Consider the following 21333-nt stretch of genomic DNA (forward strand, 5'->3'; position numbering starts at 1 on the left):
CGCCCCGCGCCTCCAGACCGTCACGACCCACCTGAGGAACCACACGTGCGATTCGGATACTGGACCCCGCTCTTCGGCGGCTGGCTGCGCAACGTCGAGGACGAGGACATGCCCGTCACCTTCGACTACGTCAAGCGGCTCGCGCAGCGAGCCGAGCGGATCGGCTTCGACCTGACGCTCGTGCCGGAGCTCAACCTCAACGACATCAAGGGGACGGCGGCGCCGAGCCTCGAGGCGTGGGCGCTGGCGGCGGCCCTGGCGGCGACCACCGAGCGGCTCGAGATCATGGCGGCGATGCGTCCGGGGTACCACCTGCCGGCGGTGACCGCGAAGCAGGCGGCGACGATCGACGAGATCTCGTGCGGACGGTTCACCTTCAACGTGGTGAGCGCCTGGTGGGCGGAGGAGGCGCGCCAGTACGGCGGCATCTTCTCGGAGCACGACGACCGGTACGCACGGACCGAGGAGTTCGTCGCGATCCTGAAGGGCCTGTGGTCGGAGACGCCGTTCTCGTTCACGGGGGACTACTACGACGTGCAGAACACGCACCTCGAGCCGAAGCCGCGCGTGACACCGCGCATCTACGCCGGCGGCGAGAGCGAGGCGGGGAAGAGCTCGATCACGCGCTTCGCCGACGCCTACCTGACGCACGGCGGCACGGTGGACGAGCTCCGCACGAAGATCGCCGAGATGCGGCGCCGCCGCGAGGACGCCGGTGCGGCCCCGTTCGAGGCGTTCGGGATGGCCGCGTACGTGATCGTCCGCGAGACCGAGGAGGAGGCGCAGGCCGAGCTGGCGCGCATCACCGACGTCCGCCACGGGAAGGCGTACGAGTCGTACCAGGACTTCATCTCGAAGTCGCAGCTCGAGCACGTCCCGTCGCTCGAGGACTACTCGGTGTCGAACCGTGGTCTGCGCCCCGGCTTCGTCGGGACCCCGCAGCAGGTCGCCGACCGCATCCGCGAGTTCGAGGACGCCGGCGTCGACACCCTGCTGCTGCAGTTCTCGCCGCAGGCCGAGGAGATGGAGCGCTTCGGCGAGCAGGTCATCCCGCTCGTGCGCGCGGCCGTCCCCGCCGAGCCGGTCGCCTGATGGCGGTCGAGGACGACTGGGCGTTCGAGACGCGACAGATCCGGGCGGGCTACAAGGCCGATCCGGGCTTCGGCGCGAACGTGCCCCCGATCGCGCAGAGTGCGGCCTTCGTCTACCCCTCGGGCGAGGACGCCGCAGCCCGGTTCATGCTCGACGCGCCGGGTCACACCTACTCGCGGGTGAACAACCCGTCGGCGGCGGCGCTCGAGCGACGCGTGGCGGACCTCGAGGGCGGTGTCGGCGCGCTCGCGCTGGCGTCCGGCCAGGCGGCGACCTCGCTGGCGGTGCTCGGCGTCGCGCGCGCCGGTGCCCACGTCGTGTCGTCGGCGTCGCTCTACGGGGCGACCTACACGCTCTTCCACTCGACCCTGAGCGACCTCGGGATCTCGTTCACGTTCGTGCAGGACCCGACCGACCTCGACGAGTGGCGCGCCGCGGTCCGTCCGGAGACGCGGGCGTTCTACGGCGAGAGCATCCCGAACCCGCGCGGTGACGTGCTCGACTTCGCCGGGGTGGCCGGGGTCGCGCACGAGGCCGGCGTGCCGCTCATCGTCGACAACACGATCGCGACGCCGTACCTCGTCCGACCGATCGAGCACGGCGCCGACATCGTCGTGCACTCGGCGACCAAGTACCTCGCCGGCCACGGCAGCGCCATCGCCGGCGTCATCGTCGACAGCGGGAACTTCGACTGGGCGGCGCAGGCGGAGAAGTACCCGCAGCTCACGACGGTCGAGCAGTCCGGGTTCGCCGGAACGGCCTTCGCCGAGAAGTTCGGCCGCCGCGCGTTCATCCAGCGCACCCGCTCGAAGCTGTCCGCCGACCTCGGTCCGGCGATCGCGCCGTTCAACGCCTTCCTCGTGCTGCAGGGCATCCAGACGCTCTCGCTCCGGATGGACCGGCACGTGGCGAACGCGGCAGCGGTTGCCGCGTGGCTGGACGACCACGCGCAGGTCGAGCACGTGCACTACGCGGGCCTGCCCTCGTCGCCCTGGCACCACCTGCAGCAGCGCTACGTGCCCAAGGGTCCCTCGGCCGTCCTGGCGTTCGACCTGGCCGGTGGGGTCGCGGCGGGTCGACGCTTCGTCGCCGCCCTCGAGCTCTTCGACCACGTGTCGAACCTCGGTGACGTGCGGTCGCTCGTCGTGCACCCGGCATCGACGACCCACGTGCAGATGACCCCGGAGCAGCGCGCGGCCGCCGGCGTCGGGGAGGGCCTCATCCGCCTGTCGATCGGGCTCGAGCACGTGGACGACATCCTCGCCGACCTGGCACGGGGGTTCGCGGCGGCCGCAGCGGGATAGGTTGGGGGCATGACCTCGCTGGCCGCACCGACCCGCGTGCGGGTGCGCGCCCCAGGCAAGATCAACGTGTTCCTGTCCGTCGGTGCGCTGCAGGACGACGGCTACCACGACGTGGCAACGGCCTACCAGGCGGTGTCGCTGTACGAGGACGTCACCGCGGAGCCCGCCGACGACTTCTCGGTCCGGTTCACGGGGCCGATCGACACGAGCGCGGTCCCGACCGACGGATCGAACCTGGCGATCCGCGCCGCCCGACTCGTGGCCGAGGCCGCCGGGTACCGCGGCGGGGTGCGGCTCACCGTCGAGAAGCAGGTCCCCGTCGCCGGGGGGATGGGCGGGGGATCGGCGGACGCCGCGGCCGCGCTGCTCGCCTGTGACACCCTGTGGGGCACCGCGCTGGGGCGGGACGAGCTGCTGCGCCTGGCGGCCCGCCTCGGCGCCGACGTGCCGTTCGCGTTCGCCGGGGGCACCGCCGTGGGCACGGGTCGGGGCGACGAGCTCAGCCCGGCGCTGGCCAAGGGCGAGTTCCACTGGGTCCTCGCACTCAGCGACGACGGACTCTCCACCCCGGCGGTCTACCGCGCACTCGACGAGCACCGTGAGCGGTACCGCGCCGACATCCGTCCGGCACCCACGACACCGGTGGTCGAGGCGAACGTGCTCCAGGCGCTCCGGGCCGGTGACGCGGACCTGCTGGCGGACTGCCTGCACAACGACCTGCAGGCGCCCGCGATGCGGTTGCAGCCGGGGCTGGCGACGACGATCGAGGTCGGCGAGAAGGCCGGTGCGCTCGCGGGCATCGTCTCGGGCAGCGGGCCGACGGTGGCGTTCCTGGTCGCGGACCGCGATGCCGCGCTCGAGGTGCAGGTCGAGCTCAGTGCCGCCGGGCTCGTGGCGGTCCGGGCGACGGGGCCGGTGCACGGCGCCCGCGTCGTGCACTGACGACCCGGGCACCGACGATCAGGTCGGCCGGGCCGCCGCGACTCAGTCCCGCACGAACTCGGTGATGACGACCCGCCCGGTGCGCCACTTCTGCTCGACGTGGAAGCCGTGCTCGGCGAGGACCTCGGTCGTCTCCGGCTGGATGTTCCGTGCCTTCGGGGTGCCGCCGACGAACCACACGGTGTCGATGTCGCCGAGGCGCGCCGGGATCGTCGATGCCAGGTCGCCGTTCTGGTTCCAGAGCACGCCCGTCTCGGCGCCGTCCTTCCGGATGCCCAGGTCGGTCATCCCGGTGAACGCCCAGGGGTAGGAGACGCGGATGATCTCCGCCGTGGCGCCCGGGTGGCCGTAGACACTGCCGAACACGACCCCCTCGTTGGCGCCGGCGTTCGCGCCGCGTTCGGCGGCGATGATCGACGCGGCGTTCGCCCACGTCGAGTCCTGCTTCGCGCGGGGCGTCTTCACGTCGATCGCGCTCGGCACGCTGATGACCAGGAAGACCGCGAGCAGCGCCGCGATGAGCGCCCTGCGCCGCAGCGCCGTGACGGCGAGGGCGATGAGGAGCGCGACGAACGGCATGCTCAGCGACGCGTACTTGGGGGAGTACAGGTGCTTGCCGAGCGCCGTCGCGATGAGGAGCGCACCCGTCGGCAGGAGCGCCAGCGGCAGGGCGATCCGGACCGCCTGGGCACGCAGGAGGGCCCGCACGGTGGGGACCCGGCGGTGTGCGGCCACCAGCGCCGTGACGGCCCCGAGGACCAGGAGCGTCCACGCGACCGCGGCGTAGGCGCTGATGCCGCCGAACCACGCGGTGGCGAACACCTGGTCGGGGGTGCGGCGGGTGATGCCGGAGATCCACGCGACCTGCTTGGACTGATCCACGACCTCGAGCACCAGCGGTGACGCGAGCAGTGCGGCCGCTGCTGCCGCGACGACCCACCGCACGAGGACCATCCGGCTCACGAGCGGGCCGCCGGCTCCTGCGCCCCGGTTCCAGGTGCGGGACCGGCGCTCGGCCAGCCAGGTCCACCCCAGGGCGACCGCGTGCGAGACGACGGCGAGGGCGAGGTAGACGTTGAAGCTCACCGCCAGCAGGGCGAGCACGCCGTAGGCCACCCACCAACGGACGCTGGACGACGTCGACGCTCCGGAACGGGTCCGGCGGACGGCCGTGATGCCGACGAGGGTCAGGCCGACCGCGAGCGTCGTGACCGTGGCGTAGGGGCGGCCCTCGCCCGCGGCCCACTGCACGCGCGGCAGCGCGAGGAACGCCAGGCCCGCGACGATGCCGAGTCGTCGACCGCCCAGCCGGCGGCCCAGCGCGACGACGAGCCCGGCGGTGACGCCGATCGCGAGCGCGCTCGGGAAGCGCAGGGTGAACGGCGTGTACCCCACGAGCCAGAACCAGGCGTGGATGAGCGCGTAGTAGATGCCGTGCACCGCGTCCACGTTGTGGAGCTCGGCCCACAGCTGCGGCCAGCTGCGCGTGGCGCTGGTGACCGTCGCTGCCTCGTCGTACCAGAGCGACGGGACCCACGAGAAGAGCACCCCGCTGAGGACGCCCAGGGCGCCGACCGTGAGTTCCGGCGTGCGGACCGCGGCGATGCGCAGGGCCGTCGAGGCGGACCGCAGGCGGGTACGCACCGGCGCGACCCCGGCGGAGGCGGGGACGGTGATGGTGCCGGTCTGGGGTGCAGTCACGCACGCGACGGTAGCGGCACCGGCTGGGCAGGTGCCCGGTACCGGTGTCTCCTCCGTGAGAGTTCGCCATGCCGTAGGGTCACGGACACCATGACGACACTCCGCATCCGTGACGCTGCACGGTACCTCGGCGTCAGCGACGACACCGTCCGACGCCTCGTCGACGCCGGCACGCTGCCCCGGTCAGAGGACGCCGCCGGCCGCACCGTGGTCGAGGGACGCGACCTCGCCGCCCACGTCCGGGGTCGCGACGCCGGACTCGACGACCCCTCCGGCGTGCGCAGCTCGGCGCGGAACCGCTTCGTCGGCATCGTCACCGACCTGGTCGTCGAGGGCGTCGTCGCCCAGGTCGAACTGCAGGCCGGTCCGAACCGCGTGGTGTCCCTGATGACCGCCGAGGCCGTCCGCGACCTCGGGCTCGAGGTCGGCTCCGTCGCGGTCGCCTCGGTCAAGGCCACGATGGTCACCGTCGAGGTGCCGGACCACCCGGAGCGCGCACGATGACCACGCCCGAGCCGGGCGACCCCGCGGCGCTCGCCGCCAGACGGCGGACCACGTCGCGCACCGCTGCCCTCGACGGCGCCGGACAGCCCGCGCTCGACGCGCTCGCGGGCGCCCGCGTCCTCGTCGTCGGTGCCGGCGGCCTCGGTGCGCCCGTGCTGACCTACCTGGCCGGTGCCGGGCTCGGCCGCATCACGATCGTCGACCACGACACCGTGGACACGTCGAACCTGGCGCGGCAGACCCTGTTCGCCGCGGCCGACGTCGGGCGTCCGAAGGCCGAGTGCGCCGCCGAGCGGGTCCGGGGCGTCGATGCCGTCGTCGAGGTCGTCGCGCTGGCCGAGCGGTTCCGGCCCGAGCACGTCGCCGACCACGACGTCGTGGTCGACGCGGCGGACAGCGTCGAGGTCACCCGTGCGGTGTCGGACGCATGCGCCGCCGCGGGCGTGCCGTTCGTCTGGGGGACCGCCCTCGGCTACGACGGGCAGGTCTCCGTCTTCCACGACGCCGCCGATGAGCCGGTCGACTTCCACGACCTGCACCCCGAAGCGCTGCCGGACGAGGGGTCCTGCGCCGCCGACGGGGTGCTGCCTGCGCTGTGCGGCGCGGTCGGGGCGGTGATGGCCGCGCAGGTCACCGCGCTCGTCGCCGGGCTCGGTGAACCGCTGCTCGGCCGGGTGCTCACCGTCGACGCCCGCCGCTGGCGCTGGACCGAGAGCCGGCTCCGTCGCGGTCCCGGATCGGTCCGTCCCGCGGCGCCGACGCTCGCGGAGCCACCGCGGATCGCCCCCGCCGAGCTGGCCCGACGGCTGGACGACGACGCCGGCATCGTGCTGGTCGACGTCCGCACGGACGAGGAGCGCGCGACCGGTGTCATCCCGGGCTCGCTGACCCCGGACGACCTCGGCGCGTCCGCTCCGGACGAGGAGCTCGTCGTCGTGTGCGCGTCCGGGAAGCGCGCCACGGCGTGGGCGAGGCGGGCCATCGCGGACCGCGCGGACGGAGCACCGCCCGTCACCGTGCTCGACGGCGGGATCACCGCTTGGCGTCAGGAGGGACGCCACACCACGCGCTGACCGCAGGTGCGGATAAGATCGCTGCGTGAAGCCGCTCCTGCGTACCAGTTTCACGCTCGCGATCATCGTCGCCGGGCTGACCCTGGCCGCGTGCACGACCCAGCCCGCCCCGAGCGGCGCGACGGGCAGCGGCGCGACGGGCACGACGGCGAGCGGCACGGCGACGGGCAGCGCGGCCCCGTCCGGGTCGATCACGGTGTTCGCGGCGGCCTCGCTCCAGCGCACCTTCACCGAGCTCGGGAAGCGGTACGAGCAGCAGCACCCGGGCACCACGATCACGTTCTCGTTCGCAGGCTCGAGCGACCTCGTCTCGCAGATCCGCAACGGCGCCCCGGCCGACGTCTTCGCCTCCGCCGACGAGGCGAACATGGCGAAGCTCGCGACGACCGACCTGGCGACCGGCTGGCCCCGCGCCTTCGCCACGAACACCCTCGAGATCGCGGTCGCGCCCGGGAACCCCGAGCACGTCGCCGACCTCCGCGACCTCACCGCCTCCGACCTGCAGGTCGTCACCTGCGCCGCCCCCGTGCCGTGCGGCGCGGCGACGGCGAAGGTCGAGCAGGCCGCCGGCGTCGAGCTGCACCCCGTGAGCGAGGAGCAGTCGGTCACCGACGTCCTGGGCAAGGTGGAGTCCGGGCAGGCCGACGCCGGGCTCGTCTACGTCACGGACGTCGAGGGCTCCGGGGGGAAGGTCGAGGGCGTCCCGTTCGCCGAGTCGTCGGAGGCCGTGAACACGTACCCGATCGGCGTCCTCAAGGAGTCCTCGAACCCGTCGCTCGCCGCGTCGTTCGCCGCGTACGTCCGCTCCGACGCCGGCCGCGAGGTGCTCTCGCACGCCGGCTTCGGCGCTCCCTGACGACGACCACGATGCGCCAGCCGGAGCACACGACGCCGACGACCAGGACGTCCCGGGGCCACCAGCGGACCCCCGTGCCGTGGTGGCTGCCGGTCCCGGCGGTCCTCGGCGGGCTGTTCGTCGTCGTGCCCGTCGCGGCGATGGTCGGCCGGGTCGACTGGTCGTCCTTCGTCGCCCTGGTCACGTCGCCCGCGTCGACCACCGCACTCGGGCTGAGCCTCGGCACCGCCGCGGCGGCCACCGGCGTCTCGTTCGTCCTCGGCTACCCGCTCGCCGTGCTCTTCGCCCGCTCGACGTCGCGGTGGGTCGGGGTCCTGCGGGCACTGGTCCTGCTGCCGCTGGTGCTCCCGCCGGTCGTCGGCGGTCTCGCCCTGCTCGCGGCGTTCGGTCGGCTCGGCGTGCTCGGCGCGTTCCTCGACGAGCACGGGCTGCGGATCGCCTTCACCACGACGGCGGTGGTGATGGCCCAGGTCTTCGTCGCGATGCCGTTCCTCGTCTCGTCGATCGAGGGGGCGCTCCGCACCGGGGACGGCCGGGCCGAGCGGGTCGCCGCGACCCTCGGCGCCGGGCCCACGCGCACCTTCCTGACCGTCACGACGCCGCGTGCGCTCCCGGGCATCACCTCCGGCCTGGTGCTCTGCGGCGCGCGGGCGCTCGGCGAGTTCGGCGCCACGCTCACCTTCGCCGGCAGTCTGCAGGGGGTCACGCGGACCCTCCCGCTCGAGGTCTACCTGCAGCGCGAGGTCGACCCGGACACCGCCGTCGCCCTCGCGCTCGTCCTCGTCGTCGTCGCCCTCGTCGTGATCGGGACGACGACGGTGCGCACCCGCCCGGTGACGACGTGACGGTCGGGGGAGCGGGACTCCGCGCGCACGTCGTCGTCCCGGAGCGGGACGTCGACGTCCGCTTGACGATCGGCCCCGACGCGTGCGTCGCCCTGGTCGGCCCGAACGGTGCCGGCAAGTCGACGGTCGTCGAGACCCTCGCAGGTCTCCTCCGCTCCCGCGACGGCAGCGTCGTGCTCGACGACCGCGACCTGACGGCCGTGCCGACGCACCGCCGCCGGGTCGGCCTGGTCGCGCAGCGCGCGGACCTCTTCGCCCACCGGACGGTGACCGGCAACGTCGCCTTCGGTCCGCGGGCCACGGGCGCGAGCGGCCGGGAGGCACGGCGCCGCGCCGCCACGGCCCTCGCCGCCGTCGGGGCGTCCGGTCTCGCCGACCGGTCACCGACCACGCTGTCCGGCGGCCAGGCGCAGCGGGTCGCGATCGCCCGCGCGCTCGCGACCGACCCCGTGCTGCTGCTGCTCGACGAGCCGACCACGGCGCTCGACGTCGACGCCCGTGCCGAGGTGCGCGCTGCCCTGCACACCGCGCGCAGGGGCCGTCCGACGCTCCTCGTCACGCACGACCCGCTCGAGGCCGTCGCGCTCGCCGACCGCATCGTGGTGCTGCAGGACGGCCGTGTGGTCGAGGAGGGCCCGACCGCCGTCGTGCTCCGACAGCCACGCACGCCCTTCGCGGCGTCGTTCTCGGGGCTGCTGCTGGTCACCGGGACGGCCACCGCGACCGGGATCGCACCCGACGGCGGGGGTGCGCTGGTGTCGGGGACGCACGCCGTGCCTCCCGGCCGACCCGCGGTGGCGGCGCTGCACCCGACCGCCGTCCGTGTACGTCGGGACGGACCCGGTCTCGCGCGGACGGTGACCGCGGTGGAGCCGCGGGACGGTCTCGTGCGGGTGCAGGCCGGCGATCTGGTGGCGGACGTGACCGTGGCGACGGCCGCCGCACTCGACCTCGCACCGGGCACCGACGTCCGGATGACCGTCGAGCCCGACGAGGTCAGCGTCTACGCGCCCCGGTGAGGGGCTCCCTAGCCGCCGGCGAACGGCGGCATCACGTCGACGGTCGCGACGCCGTCGAGCGACGTCGACCGGTCGCGCGTCGTGACGCCGTCGACCAGGTACGAGCACCGCTCCTGCAGCGCCGTCCAGCGGTCCGGGTCGGCCGCCGTGACGCTCCGCAGGGCCGCGTCGAGCGTGGGCTCGTCGAGCGTCATCGCGTCCACCGTGGTCTCGTCCTGTCCGACGGCCGCCCGGGCCGCGGCGAAGAACCGCATCATCGTCACCGGTCAGCCTCCGATCGCACTCATGCCGCGGGACGGGTGCACGATCCCGTCCGCGTCGTCGCCGTGGTCGCGCGGCTTCGCCCACATCGCCCGCCGCCAGGTGTCGAGCAGGACGTCGTCGTCCGCGCCGGCGCGCAGGGGGCCGAGCAGGTCGACCTCGTCGTCCGAGAACAGGCAGGAGCGCACGTGCCCCTCGGCGGTCAGGCGGGTGCGGGTGCAGTCGGCGCAGAACGACTCGGTGATGCTCGCGATCACCCCGACGGTGCCGAGCGGCGCGCCGTCGAGCGTGGACACCCGGTAGCGCTCGGCGGGGGCGCCGTCACGAGGGGCCTCGTCCGGTTCGAGTCGGTAGTGCTCGCCGAGCAGGGCGCGGGTCTCCTCGGCCGTGACCATCGTCGCGCCGTCCCACGCGTGCCCGGGGTCGAGGGGCATCTGCTCGATGAACCGCAGCTCGTGGCCGCGCTCGAGGCACCAGGCGAGCAGGTCGACCGCCAGGTGGTCGTTCACCCCGCGGAGCAGCACGGCGTTGACCTTGACCCCGAGGCCGGCGTCCGCCGCGGCGGCGATGCCCTCGAGCACGCGGTCGAGGAACGGACGCCGGGTGACCTCGGCGAAGACGTCGGGGTCGACGGTGTCGAGCGAGACGTTGACGCGGCGCAGTCCGGCGTCCGCCAGGGCCTGCGCACGGTTCGCCAGGCCGATCGCGTTCGTGGTGATCGACAGCTCGACGTCGTGGGCGGAGCACCGGCGGACGATGTCGACGAGGTCGGCGCGCAGGAGCGGCTCACCACCGGTGAACCGGACCTTACGGACACCGAGGGTACGGGCGGCCAGGCCGACCAGGCGGTCGATCTCCGCCGCCGTCATCAGGGCGTCCGACGGGATCACCGGCAGGCCCTCCGCCGGCATGCAGTACGTGCAGCGGAGGTTGCACCGTTCGGTGAGCGAGACCCGCAGGTCGACGGCGCGCCGGGCGAACCGGTCGACCAGGCCGGGGTCGTCGTCGGGTCGAGGTGGGAGGGCCGGCGACTCGCTGCGCACCCGGCGCAGCAGGCCGGTCGAGGGCAGGATCCGTGCCGTCACCCGGCCGATGCTACCGCGCCCCGCCGACGGGACGGCTGGGCGGCTCCCCGGCGCTGACGCGGGATCATCGGGAAGGTCACCCCGCGCCGACGCGGGCTCGTCTGCGCGGGTCGAGTCGACGCCCCCAGCGCACCCAGTCCTCGCGCCGGGTCCGGACGAGCGTCACGACCAGGATCACGAGCACCGCGGCGAGGAGCCACCACCGGAACGCCGGCGCCGAGGGCCACACCCCGCGCAGGGCGATGGCGAGGTTCAGCGCCATCCACTCCCACCGGCCGGAGAGGACCACGAACGGGATGAGGAGCAGCGCGTACCAGGGGTAGCGCGGGGTCACGGCCAGGAAGGTCACACCGATCATGAACACCTCGGCCGACCAGGGCCGTGCCGGGTCAGCGAGGCGCCAGGAGACCACCGCGGCCAGCAGCACCACGAGCCCGACGACGACCGTCGCGGCGTCGCCGGGGACCACGTACGACACCAGGGCGAAGCGGGAGCCGTCCTCGTAGCCCTCCTCGGACAGGTAGCCCGGCAGGTACCCGAGGACCTTGACACCGGTGCTGATCACGTAGGGCACGTAGAGCAGCGCGAAGGTCGCGATGCCGACCGGGATCGCCCACCAGTACCGCCACCGACCGAGCAGGGGTGGGTAGACGATCGCCGGGATGAGCTTCGTGGCCGTCGCCGCGCCGAGGGCGATCCCGCCCCAGACCGGCCGACCGAAGGCGACGAGCACGACGCCCGCGGTGGCCAGTGCGGCGCCGAGGACGTCGACGTGCGAGTTCGTCACCGCCTCGGACGCGACGAGCGGCGACCACGCCCAGAGCGCCGCCCACCAGGTCGGCCGACCGATGCGGCGGAGCACCATCACCAGACCGACGGTGACACCGAGCGAGACGAGGAGCCCGGCGACCTGGAACGGCATGTACTGCGCGGTGGCCGGCACGAAGGCACGGACCCCGGCGAACCACAGCTGCGCCATCGGCGGGTAGATCGTCACGACGTCCGGCCGGTTGATCGCGACGCAGTGGCCGTCAGCACCGTCGCCGAGGCCGCGCATCCGGGGCTCGAGCGGTTCGCACGTGCCGTCGATCTTGTCCGGGAAGAGCCAGTCCGGGCGCAGGTCGGCCAGCGCGTTCGACTGCGGCGTGTACGCGTAGGGGGAGATCCCGGCGTGCTGCACGATGCCGTCCCAGGCGTACCGGGCAGAGTCGGTACTGGTGTTCGGCGGACCGACGAGCGCCGCGACCCCGACCACGACCGCACCGCCGAGGACGATCCGGGTCATCCACCCGCGGGGCACGAAGCGCAACGCGAGGGCTGCTCCGGCGAAGACCGTCCAAGCGATGAGCGTCCAGGCGACGAATGGTGCACGATGACCGGCACGGAGGAACCCCAGATGCGTGATGCCGAAGGCGATGACACCCGCCAGCGCCAGCACGCCCACGACGGACAGGACCGTCGAGACGATCGCGGACGTCGGGACGGAGGCGGCGCGCGGTCGTCTGCTCATGGTTCCCCGAGGCTACCGATCGTCCGACGGGTCCTGCTGGACGCACGGGCAGTGATGGCCTCGCCGAACCGCAACGCCCGCTCGGCGGTGGTCTGGGGGCGCCTGCTCGGAGTCGCGTTCGTGGTGTGCTTCGGTACCGGCGTCTACAGCCACCTGCTGCAGGACCCGCTGCCCTGGATGCGCTTCCCGACCCGGCCGACGCAGCTCTACCAGTTCACGCAGGGCCTGCACATCACGGCGGGCATCGCGATCATCCCGTTGCTCCTCGCCAAGCTGAACGTCGTCATGCCCGCGCTGGCACAGGTGCCGCCCGTGCGCGGCGTGCTGCACCTGCTCGAGCGGCTGTCGATCGCCGTGCTCGTGTCCGCGTCGATCGTGCAGGTCGGCACCGGTCTGCTCAACACGTACCAGTGGTACCCGTGGCCGTTCCCGTTCCGTCAGGTGCACAACGCGATGGCGTACGTGATCATCGGGTCGCTGATCGTGCACATCGCGTCGAAGCTGCCGATCATCGCGCGCTACTGGCGGGCACGGGACGCCTACGACGCGGACGGCCGGTTCGTCGCGGACCCGACGGTGGGCAGCGAGCTGCTGCCGGACGGCCGGGAGGCCCGCCCCGCCCTGGGCGAGCGCACTGCGGACGAGCAGACGGTCGGCTCGTACCCCCGTGGCCTGACCGGCCGCCTGCTGCGGTGGGTGGACGGCCCGGCTGCGCCGGCTGCGCCGGCTGCGCCGGCCGCGCCGGCGGGTGCTGCCGAGACTCGGGCAGCGCGACCGGACTCGGCGTCCGCGGCGCGTGATCTGTCGCTGGGCGCGGGTCTCGGGGACGGCGCCGACGGGACGGGGACGGGTCGTGCCTCCCGGCCGGAGCACGGCGACGATGCGCTCAGCGGGTCCCGCCAGCGGATCGCACGCCGTGGGTTCGTGGCGGGCGTCACCGCGGCGACCGTCGGGGTCGTCGCGCTCACCGCCGGACAGTCGAACCGGCTGCTCGAACCGCTCAACGTCTTCGGCGCACGCCAGCGCCACATCGGCCCGGACGACCTGCCGGTGAACCGGACCGCACGAGCGGCCGGGGTGCTGGCGACCGCGACCGCGGCGGACTGGGCACTGACCGTGGTCGGCCCGGACGTCACGCGGACGTTCTCGCGGGCGGAGCTCGTCGCCCTGGGCACCGCCACGGCGGACCTGCCGATCTCGTGCGTGGAGGGCTGGAGCCAGATGGCGTCGTGGCGCGGGGTCCGGGTGCGCGACCTGCTCGCGTCGGTGCAGGCCGACCCGGCGTCAGCCCTGCGGATCACGAGCCTCGAGAAGAGCGGCGGGTACCGGGTGACCGAGATGGGCCCGGAGTACGCGTCCGACCCGACGACGCTCCTGGCGCTCGAGGTGAACGGGAAGACGCTCGACCTGGACCACGGGTTCCCCGCCCGGGTCATCGCGCCGGGACGACCCGGTGTGCTGCAGACGAAGTGGATCGGGAAGATCGAGGTGATCCGATGAGGGCCGCGAGGATCGTGCTCGTCGTCGTGGGCGTGCTGGTGATGGCGTTCGGTGCGTACGTGCTCGTGACGACCGTCCGGCCGGCCCGCATCTGGGGCCTGGCGACCTGGTTGCTCGGCGCGGTCGTGCTGCACGACGCGGTCCTGTCGCCGTTCGTGGTGGGCGCCGGACTCCTGCTCCGGCGGACCGGGCGGCGGCTCGGCGCCGGGGTGCTCGTGGTCGTGCAGACCGCCGTCGTGCTCGGGTGCGTGCTCGCCCTCGTGGTGCTGCCGGAGATCGCCGCGAAGCACCACGGGCAGAAGAACCCGACCGTGCTGCCGTTCGACTACACGACGCGGCTGCTCGTGGTCGAGGGGGTCCTGCTCGCCGTGGTGGTCGTCGCCCTCGTGGTCGGGGTCGTCCGAGCTCGCCGACGGACGGCACCACTGGTTGCATCGACAACCAATGGCTAGCATGGCGGCATGACGGTCGAGACGCCCTGGCTCACGCGCGACCAGCTCCGCGCGTGGATGAAGCTCGTCGCCGTCATGGAGCTCCTGCCGGCCGCGCTCGACCAGCAGCTGCAGCGGGACGCGGACCTGACGCACTTCGACTACATGGTGGTCGCGATGCTGTCCGAGACCGAGTCGCGCACGCTCCGGATGTCGGCGCTCGCCGCGGCGACGAACGCGTCGCTCCCGCGCCTGTCGCACGTGGTGTCGCGGCTCGAGAAGCGCGGACTCGTGAGCCGGTGCCCGTCCGTCGACGACCGCCGCGCGACCGACGTCCGGCTGACCGACGAGGGGTTCGCGGCGATCGTCGCGGCGGCGCCCGACCACGTGCGGACCGCCCGTCGCTTCGTCATCGACGCGTTGAGCGACGAGCAGGTCCGCCAGCTCGACGGCATCACGCGTGCGCTGCTCGGGCGGCTCGATCCCGAGGGGCGCTTCGCGGCGCTGACGTACCCGCGTGACGAGGACGAGGTGCTCTGCGAGGAGCGCCTCACCGGTGGAGCGCGGTCCGGTGCGTCCGCATCCGCGCCGGCGGCCCCGGCCGGTGTGCTGTTCCGGGAGGCGACCGCCGACGACGGGGCACTGCTCCGGCACGCGATGCTCGCGGCGATGAACTGGCAGACGACGTCCTTCGTCGATGCCGACCTCGACCGTCCGGAGTTCGCACACTACGTCGTCGGCTTCGACTCGGCCCGCGACCACGGCGTCGTCGCGGTGGACGGCGACGGGCCGATCGGGGTGGCTTGGGTGCGGTTCCTGCCGGCGGACGACCCGGGGTACGGGTTCGTGGCCGAGGACGTCCCGGAGCTCAGGATGGCCGTCGACGAGCGCGGGCGCGGCCGGGGGATCGGCACGGCGCTGCTCGCCCGGCTGCTCGACACCGGACGGGCCGCGGGGTGGCCGGGCGTCAGTCTGAGCGTCGAGGACGGGAACACCGGGGCGCGGATCACGTACGAGCGGGCCGGGTTCCGCACCGTCGGGCGGAACGGCGACTCGGACACCATGCTCGTCCGCTTCTGACGCCCGGCGCCGATCGGGCCACGGGCCGCTGGTACACCAGTAGGATCTGGCGCATGACCGACCGTGCCACGCCGTCCGACACGTACTCCTACCTCGGACCAGCCGGCACCTTCACCGAGGCGGCACTGAAGCTCGTCGAGGCCGCGGCCGGCAAGCCCTGGCGGAGCGTGAACAACGTCGGCGAGGCACTCGACGACGTCGTCACCGGTCGGTCGGTCGGCGCGGTGATCGCGATCGAGAACAGCGTCGACGGCGGGGTCAGCGCGACGCAGGACGCCCTGGCGCGGATCCCCGGCGTGCGGATCGTGGGCGAGTACCTCGTGCCCGTCGACTTCGTGCTCGTCGCCCGGCACGGCACCGCCCTGTCCGACGTGCGGACGGTCAACGCGCACCCGGTGGCGTACGCCCAGACGCACGGGTGGCTCGAGGCGAACGTCCCCGGGCACGGGCACATCCCGGCGTCGTCGAACGTCGCCGCCGCGACCGCGCTGCTCGACGAGCACCCCGTCGCCGACGCCGCGGTGGCGCCGCCCGGGATCACCGACCACCACGACCTGGCCGTGCTCGCGTCGTCGATCGGCGACAACGCCTCGGCGGTCACCCGGTTCGTGCTCGTCTCGCGCACGCTCGCGATCCCGGAGCGCACCGGAGCGGACAAGACGAGCGTCATCGTGGAGCTGCCGAGCGAGCACCCCGGTGCGCTGGTCGACATGCTCGAGCAGTTCGCGACGCGGGGCATCAACATGGGGTTGCTGTCCTCGCGGCCGATCGGCGACGAGCTCGGCCGCTACCGGTTCGTGATCGACCTCGACGGCCACGTGCACGACGAGCGCGTGGCCGATGCCCTGCTGGGCCTGCGACGGTTCAGCCCGCGCGTGACGTTCCTCGGCTCGTACCCGCGGGCGGACGGCTTCCGCCCGGAGGTCTCCGCACGCTACTCGGACGAGGCGTTCGTCGAGGCCCGGGACTGGCTCCGCGCCATCGTCTCCGGCGAGACCGACGCCGGCTGAGCCCGGCGGCGGTCGGCGGTCAGCGGCCGTCGGAGTCGGGGACCCCGGTCAGCTGTGGGCGTTCTCGACCCGGCGGGTGTTCCTGGTCTGGTCCTGCGGGCCGGCGACGCGCACCCGCAGGCCACCGGCGTCGATCTTCGCCTTGAACGCCACGACCTCGCCGACGGGGTCGCCGTCGATCTCGAACTCGTCCGGACGCTCGAGCCGTGCCACGAACTCCTCGCCGCGGATGTACCGGAGCGGTCGTTCCTCGCGGGCGGCGGTGGCGATGCGCTTGCCGACCTGGGTCTGCCCGATCTTCGAGCGGCGGAACGAGCGCAGGATCGCGTTCTCCCAGAACACCCGCGCGCCGATCCGGACCCACCCGAAGAACCCGCGCGGGCGCATCACGACGATGTCGAACACGCCGTCGTCGATCTCGGCGTCCGGCAGGAGCGTCGCGCCGGCCTGCAGCATGCCGCAGTTGCCGACGATGAGCGAGTGCGCGCGCACCGACTGGTTGCTCTCGCCGTCGAGCCGGTAACGGAACTCGAAGGCGTCGGCGTCGCGCACCGAGCGGAACAGCGAGTCGACGTAGGCGAGCCAGCCGACCTTCTTCTTCAGGTCGTCGTTCGTGTTGGCGAGCATGCGGGCGTCGAGTCCGAGCCCGGCCATGACGACGAAGCCGAACTGCTCGCGCTCGCCGCCCTCGCGCTCGACCTCGAGCTGGCCGAAGTCGATCGGGCGGTCCTCGCCCCGGAAGATCGTCCGGACGCTCGCCGCCAGGTCGTCGATGGGCGACGGGATGTTCCGGGCGAGCAGGTTGCCGGTGCCGCTCGGCAGCAGGGCGAGGGCGGCGGGGGAGCCGTGCACGACCTCGGCGACGGCGCGGACGGTGCCGTCACCGCCGGCCGCGGCCACGACGTCGGCCCCGGCCTCGAGCGCGGCCGTCGCCATGCCGCCGCCCGGGTCCTCCTCCGTGGTCTCGAACCACAGGGTCTCGGCCCAGCCGGCCTCCTGCTCGTGCTCCGCGACGGTGCGCTGCAGCGTCTCCAGGTGCACCTTGACCGGGTTGTAGACGACCGCTGCCGTCTTCTGCTCGGTCGGGAGGGCGTCCTGGCCCGCGGGCGCAGTCTCCGATGGTGTCGACATGCTGCCGACGTTACCGACGGACACCTGCGAGCGACCGGCCGTCGGGCACGGACCGGTCCGGCGAGCGACGGGCGGCGGACCGGGCCGTCCCGAGCCGGGCCGCCCGGGCTCAGCGCCGGTCGTGCAGCGTGATCGCGTACCCGTCCGGGTCCGCGAACGTGAACGTCCGCCCGAACGGCCCGTCGAACGGCGGGGTGACGATCGGGTGTCCGTCGGCGACCAGCGCGTCGTGGATCGCCTGGACGTCGGTCGCGTGGAACCACAGCGCGACGCCGAGGGCGGGCCGCCCGGCGGACAGGTCCGTCCCCTCGACGAGGTCGCGCAGGGCGAACGCGATCGGCTCGGTCCGGAACACCACCGCGTGCGGTGGCCCGGCGGGCGAGCGGACGAGTCCGAGGTACCGCTCGTAGAACGCCTGCGAGGCGTCGAGGTCACGGACCTGCAGCGAGGTGAAGTCGATCCCGGTGGCGGGCATGGTGTGCTCCTTCGTCTGTGTCAGATGCCTGACACAAGCAGTATGTGTCAGACTCCTGACATGCGTCAAGCCCGTATCGATCTCGACAGCTCGGTCGGCTACGCCCTGAAGGAGGCGGCCAGCGCGCTGCGGACCGCCATGGAGGATGCCCTCCGCCCGCTCGGCATGACGATCACGCACTACTCGTGCCTCGAACTGCTCGCCCAGCGCCCCGGCATGTCCAACTCGGAGCTGGCGCGCGGCACCTTCGTCACGCGGCAGTCGATGAACACGCTCCTGCAGCAGCTCGAACGCGAGGGCATCGTCACCCGGCCGTCCACCCCCACGTCGGGCAAGGTGCTGCCCACCACGCTCACCGAGGCAGGCCGGCGGCAGCGCGAGGCGGCGAGCGCGGCCGTTCGCGAGGTGGAGCTGCGCATGACGCGCGACCTCGACGAGGAGGGCCGCGCAGCGGCCTTCCGCCTGCTGCGCGGGATGGTCGCCGCCCTGCGCGACGAGCGCCCGTCGGACGCGACCGGGTGACGGACGGGAGGCCCGTGGCGGGGCCGCCACGGGCCTCCCGTCCGGCGGTCACACGCGCCCTCTAGGATGATCCGGTGATCGATCTGCAGCTCCTGCGCGACAACCCTGACCTCATCAAGGCCTCGCAGGAGGCGCGCGGCGCCTCCGTCTCCGTCGTCGACGACGCGGTGTCCGCAGACACCGCGCGGCGCGCTGCGATCACGTCGTTCGAGGCGCTCCGCGCCGAGCAGAACGCGTTCGGCAAGACCGTAGCGAAGGCCCCGAAGGACGAGAAGGCCGCGCTCGTGCAGCAGGCGCAGGCCCTCGCCGCGAAGGTGAAGGAGGCCCAGGCCGAGGTCACCGCGGCCGAGGAGACCTTCGACCGCGTCGTGCGCGCGATCCCCAACGTCGTGCTGCCGGACGTGCCGAAGGGCGGCGAGGACGACTTCGTCACGCTCCGCACGGTCGGCACGAAGCCCGAGTTCGACTTCGAGCCGAAGGACCACGCCGACCTCGGCGAGCACCTCGGCATCATCGACATCCCGCGCGGCGTCAAGGTCTCCGGGTCGCGCTTCTACTTCCTCCGCGGCCTCGGCGCCCGGCTCGAGATCGCGCTCATGAACCTCGGGCTCGACCGTGCGGTGCAGCACGGGTTCGAGCCGCTCATCACGCCGACGCTCGTGCGTCCGGAGACGATGGCGGGCACCGGGTTCCTCGGCGAGCACGCGGCGGAGGTCTACCGGCTCGAGGCCGACGACCTGTACCTGACCGGCACGAGCGAGGTCGCCCTCGCCGGGTTCCACGCCGACGAGATCCTGTCGTTCGACGAGTCCGGCGACCCGGTCCGCTACGCCGGCTGGTCGACCTGCTACCGGCGCGAGGCCGGGTCCGCGGGCAAGGACAACCGTGGCATCCTCCGCGTGCACCAGTTCAACAAGCTCGAGATGTTCTCGTACGTGCTCCCCGAGCAGGCCGAGGCGGAGCACCAGCGCCTCGTCGCGATGCAGGAGTCGATGATGCAGGACCTCGGGCTGCACTACCGCGTGATCGACGTCGCCGGCGGTGACCTCGGTACGAGCGCGGCGCGCAAGTACGACATCGAGGCGTGGGTGCCGACGCAGGGCACCTTCCGCGAGCTCACGTCGACGTCGAACTGCACCACGTTCCAGGCCCGCCGTCTCGACGTCCGGTACCGCACCGAGAGCGGGAAGACCGCTCCGGTCGCGACCCTCAACGGCACGCTCGCGACCACCCGCTGGATCGTCGCGATCCTCGAGACCCACCAGCAGGCCGACGGGTCGGTGGTCGTGCCCGAGGTGCTGCGTCCCTACCTGGGCGGCGTCGAGGTCATCGAGCCCCGATGAGTGCCCACGAGCGGTTCGTCGACGGGTCGGCGCAGGGCGGCGCGTCCGCAGTCGGTGCTGCGTCCGGTGGTGTCGCGGCCGGTGCGGCTGCGGGTGCTCCGGCAGGTGGCGCCGCGGCGCCCGCGCGGACGAAGCGGTGGCTCGTCGCGCTCGACGTCGACGGCACGACCATGCGCGAGGACGGCGTCATCACGGACACGGTGATCAACGCCGTCCGCGATGCCGAAGCCGCCGGGCACGAGGTCATGCTCTCCACCGGCCGCAGCGAGGGCATGACGATCCCGCTGCTCGAGCGCCTCGGGCTCCGCTCGAAGTACGTCGTGTGCGCCAACGGTGCCCTGACCCTCGCTCGTCAGGACGACGGCTCGTACCGCCGGGTCCACGTCGAGCGCTTCGACCCGACCGAGGTCCTGCAGGTCATCCACGGGGCGCTCGCGAACGCCGCCTTCGGGGTCGAGGACGAGACCGGGCACTTCCTGCTCTCCGGGAACTTCCCCGACGACACCATGACCGTCGCCGGTGAGCACGTGCCCTTCGAGCAGCTGCTCGGCACCGAGGCCACGCGCGTGGTCGTCATCTCGCCCGGGCACGACACCGAGGACTTCCTGCAGGTCGTCGAGCGGATGGGACTGCAGAAGGTGTCGTACTCGGTCGGGTGGACGTCGTGGCTCGACATCGCTCCCGAGGGCGTGACGAAGGCGACCGCGATGGAGCGCGTCCGCGAGTGGCTCGACATCCCTCGCTCCCGCGTCATGGCGGCGGGTGACGGGCGGAACGACATCGACATGCTGCGGTGGGCGTCGACCTCGGGTCGCGGTGTCGTGATGGGACAGGCTCCGGACGACGTCGTGGACGCGGGCAACGAGCTGACCGGCGGCGTGACCGACGACGGGCTGGCCGCGGCGCTGGACACGCTGCCGCGGTAGTCCTCGGCTGCCTGAGGCTCCCGCGGGGTTGGCAGCCGGCGCTGCCACCTCGAGTCCGGCCTGGGTACTCGTGTCAATGTAGGCTTGACGAGTGCAACCGAATCTCTACGAGCAGGCGTCGAACGTGCATCGTGCCGTCGGCGACATCATCGCCTCGCCCGTCCTCGGGGACGGGCAGGAGCCACTGGACACGGTGGCAGCGGCGAACCGCGTCTGTGAACAGGCGACGGCGCTCTTGGCGGCTTCGGTGGAACGCGCGCGCAATGAAGGTGTCACGTGGCAGCAGATCGGGGACGTCCTCGGGGTCTCTCGGCAGGCGGCGTTCCAGCGGTTCGGCAAGCCGGTCGACCCGGCGACCGGCGCGACGCTCGACATCGCCGTGCTCCCCGACGCGACCGAGCTGGCAGCATCCGTGATCGACCTGCTCGCGTCCGGACGATGGGACCAGGTGACCAGCCAGTTCGACGATGCGATGCTCCGGACGGTCACCACCGACGGCCTCGCCGCCGCGTGGACGCAGATCATCGCCGCGGCGGGGGCGTTCGAGCGTCGTGGTGAGACCGAGTCCGTGCGCTCCGCCGGGCTCACCGTCACGAACACGCCCCTCGCGTTCGAGGCGGGCGACTTCACCGCCCGCATCGCGTTCCGCGACGACCGTCGCATCTCCGGACTGCTCGTGCTCGCCGGGCCGGCGTCGTGACCCCCGTCCCGGGTCGGTCCACA

General features: G+C 73.1%; 22 protein-coding genes. 16 read left to right on the plus strand and 6 right to left on the minus strand.

The window, feature by feature from the left end:
• Positions 1-45 precede the first annotated feature (45 nt).
• The 3 genes from QUG98_RS04200 to QUG98_RS04210 are packed head-to-tail and all read left to right on the plus strand — an operon-like array spanning position 46 to position 3338.
• A complete protein-coding gene (locus QUG98_RS04200) occupies positions 46-1092 on the plus strand; it encodes an LLM class flavin-dependent oxidoreductase (RefSeq protein WP_289469368.1) in 1047 nt (348 codons plus the stop codon).
• On the plus strand, positions 1092-2396 hold the full coding sequence (locus QUG98_RS04205; RefSeq protein WP_058749645.1) for an O-acetylhomoserine aminocarboxypropyltransferase/cysteine synthase family protein: 1305 nt from the start codon (positions 1092-1094) through the stop codon (positions 2394-2396). The genes QUG98_RS04200 and QUG98_RS04205 overlap by 1 nt, the downstream gene beginning before the upstream one ends.
• A gap of 9 nt (positions 2397-2405) precedes the next feature.
• Positions 2406-3338 carry a 4-(cytidine 5'-diphospho)-2-C-methyl-D-erythritol kinase gene (locus QUG98_RS04210; RefSeq protein ID WP_289469369.1) on the plus strand — a complete coding sequence of 311 codons (933 nt, stop codon included), beginning with the start codon at positions 2406-2408 and terminating at the stop codon, positions 3336-3338.
• Positions 3339-3380: 42 nt separating this feature from the next.
• Here QUG98_RS04210 and QUG98_RS04215 read toward each other — a convergent pair whose 3' ends face one another.
• On the minus strand, positions 3381-5039 hold the full coding sequence (locus QUG98_RS04215; RefSeq protein ID WP_289469370.1) for a glycosyltransferase family 39 protein: 1659 nt from the start codon (positions 5037-5039) through the stop codon (positions 3381-3383).
• Positions 5040-5129: 90 nt separating this feature from the next.
• Between QUG98_RS04215 and QUG98_RS04220 the strand changes: the two genes are divergently transcribed.
• The 5 genes from QUG98_RS04220 to QUG98_RS04240 are packed head-to-tail and all read left to right on the plus strand — an operon-like array spanning position 5130 to position 9336.
• On the plus strand, positions 5130-5543 hold the full coding sequence (locus QUG98_RS04220; protein WP_289469371.1) for a TOBE domain-containing protein: 414 nt from the start codon (positions 5130-5132) through the stop codon (positions 5541-5543).
• The gene (locus QUG98_RS04225) at positions 5540-6616 is read left to right on the plus strand and encodes a HesA/MoeB/ThiF family protein (RefSeq protein WP_289469372.1); all 1077 of its coding nucleotides are present in this window, start codon (positions 5540-5542) and stop codon (positions 6614-6616) included. The genes QUG98_RS04220 and QUG98_RS04225 overlap by 4 nt, the downstream gene beginning before the upstream one ends.
• 25 nt (positions 6617-6641) lie before the next feature.
• Entirely contained in the window at positions 6642-7472 is an 831-nt protein-coding gene (gene modA, locus QUG98_RS04230; protein ID WP_289469373.1) for a molybdate ABC transporter substrate-binding protein, read from the plus strand.
• An 11-nt stretch (positions 7473-7483) separates the two neighbouring features.
• Positions 7484-8317: an ABC transporter permease gene (locus tag QUG98_RS04235; protein ID WP_289469374.1), complete on the plus strand. Its 834-nt coding sequence runs from the start codon at positions 7484-7486 to the stop codon at positions 8315-8317.
• Positions 8314-9336: an ABC transporter ATP-binding protein gene (locus QUG98_RS04240; RefSeq protein ID WP_289469375.1), complete on the plus strand. Its 1023-nt coding sequence runs from the start codon at positions 8314-8316 to the stop codon at positions 9334-9336. The genes QUG98_RS04235 and QUG98_RS04240 overlap by 4 nt, the downstream gene beginning before the upstream one ends.
• An 8-nt stretch (positions 9337-9344) precedes the next feature.
• Here QUG98_RS04240 and QUG98_RS04245 read toward each other — a convergent pair whose 3' ends face one another.
• The 3 genes from QUG98_RS04245 to QUG98_RS04255 form a co-directional block, all read right to left on the minus strand.
• The gene (locus QUG98_RS04245) at positions 9345-9593 is read right to left on the minus strand and encodes a MoaD/ThiS family protein (protein ID WP_289469572.1); all 249 of its coding nucleotides are present in this window, start codon (positions 9591-9593) and stop codon (positions 9345-9347) included.
• Positions 9594-9602: 9 nt separating this feature from the next.
• Positions 9603-10682 carry a GTP 3',8-cyclase MoaA gene (moaA, locus tag QUG98_RS04250; RefSeq protein WP_434533415.1) on the minus strand — a complete coding sequence of 360 codons (1080 nt, stop codon included), beginning with the start codon at positions 10680-10682 and terminating at the stop codon, positions 9603-9605.
• Between the two features lie 76 nt (positions 10683-10758).
• Positions 10759-12192, minus strand: coding sequence for a glycosyltransferase family 87 protein (locus tag QUG98_RS04255; RefSeq protein WP_289469376.1), 1434 nt, complete (start codon positions 12190-12192; stop codon positions 10759-10761).
• A gap of 54 nt (positions 12193-12246) precedes the next feature.
• Between QUG98_RS04255 and QUG98_RS04260 the strand changes: the two genes are divergently transcribed.
• Genes QUG98_RS04260 through pheA form a run of 4 tightly spaced genes read left to right on the plus strand, consistent with a single transcriptional unit; the run spans position 12247 to position 16213 of the window.
• Entirely contained in the window at positions 12247-13692 is a 1446-nt protein-coding gene (locus QUG98_RS04260; RefSeq protein ID WP_289469377.1) for a molybdopterin-dependent oxidoreductase, read from the plus strand.
• The gene (locus QUG98_RS04265; protein WP_289469378.1) at positions 13689-14144 is read left to right on the plus strand and encodes a hypothetical protein; all 456 of its coding nucleotides are present in this window, start codon (positions 13689-13691) and stop codon (positions 14142-14144) included. Before QUG98_RS04260 ends, QUG98_RS04265 begins: the two co-directional genes overlap by 4 nt.
• A 9-nt stretch (positions 14145-14153) precedes the next feature.
• Complete coding sequence (locus QUG98_RS16565) at positions 14154-15203, plus strand: GNAT family N-acetyltransferase (protein ID WP_353067821.1); 1050 nt, start codon at positions 14154-14156, stop codon at positions 15201-15203.
• Positions 15204-15256: 53 nt separating this feature from the next.
• Positions 15257-16213: a prephenate dehydratase gene (pheA, locus tag QUG98_RS04280; RefSeq protein WP_289469379.1), complete on the plus strand. Its 957-nt coding sequence runs from the start codon at positions 15257-15259 to the stop codon at positions 16211-16213.
• A gap of 48 nt (positions 16214-16261) precedes the next feature.
• Here pheA and QUG98_RS04285 read toward each other — a convergent pair whose 3' ends face one another.
• A complete protein-coding gene (locus tag QUG98_RS04285) occupies positions 16262-17344 on the minus strand; it encodes a diacylglycerol/lipid kinase family protein (RefSeq protein ID WP_289469380.1) in 1083 nt (360 codons plus the stop codon).
• A 109-nt stretch (positions 17345-17453) separates the two neighbouring features.
• Positions 17454-17819: a VOC family protein gene (locus QUG98_RS04290; RefSeq protein WP_289469381.1), complete on the minus strand. Its 366-nt coding sequence runs from the start codon at positions 17817-17819 to the stop codon at positions 17454-17456.
• Positions 17820-17879: 60 nt separating this feature from the next.
• Between QUG98_RS04290 and QUG98_RS04295 the strand changes: the two genes are divergently transcribed.
• From QUG98_RS04295 to QUG98_RS04310, 4 genes are all read left to right on the plus strand, one after another.
• Positions 17880-18341, plus strand: coding sequence for a MarR family winged helix-turn-helix transcriptional regulator (locus tag QUG98_RS04295; protein WP_289469382.1), 462 nt, complete (start codon positions 17880-17882; stop codon positions 18339-18341).
• Positions 18342-18415: 74 nt separating this feature from the next.
• Entirely contained in the window at positions 18416-19684 is a 1269-nt protein-coding gene (serS, locus tag QUG98_RS04300; protein WP_289469384.1) for a serine--tRNA ligase, read from the plus strand.
• Positions 19681-20610 carry an HAD family hydrolase gene (locus tag QUG98_RS04305; RefSeq protein ID WP_289469385.1) on the plus strand — a complete coding sequence of 310 codons (930 nt, stop codon included), beginning with the start codon at positions 19681-19683 and terminating at the stop codon, positions 20608-20610. Before serS ends, QUG98_RS04305 begins: the two co-directional genes overlap by 4 nt.
• 91 nt (positions 20611-20701) lie before the next feature.
• Entirely contained in the window at positions 20702-21310 is a 609-nt protein-coding gene (locus tag QUG98_RS04310) for a DUF3887 domain-containing protein (RefSeq protein WP_289469386.1), read from the plus strand.
• Positions 21311-21333: the final 23 nt, after the last annotated feature.

This window comes from Curtobacterium subtropicum (assembly GCF_030362975.1).
GTDB lineage: Bacteria > Actinomycetota > Actinomycetes > Actinomycetales > Microbacteriaceae > Curtobacterium > Curtobacterium subtropicum.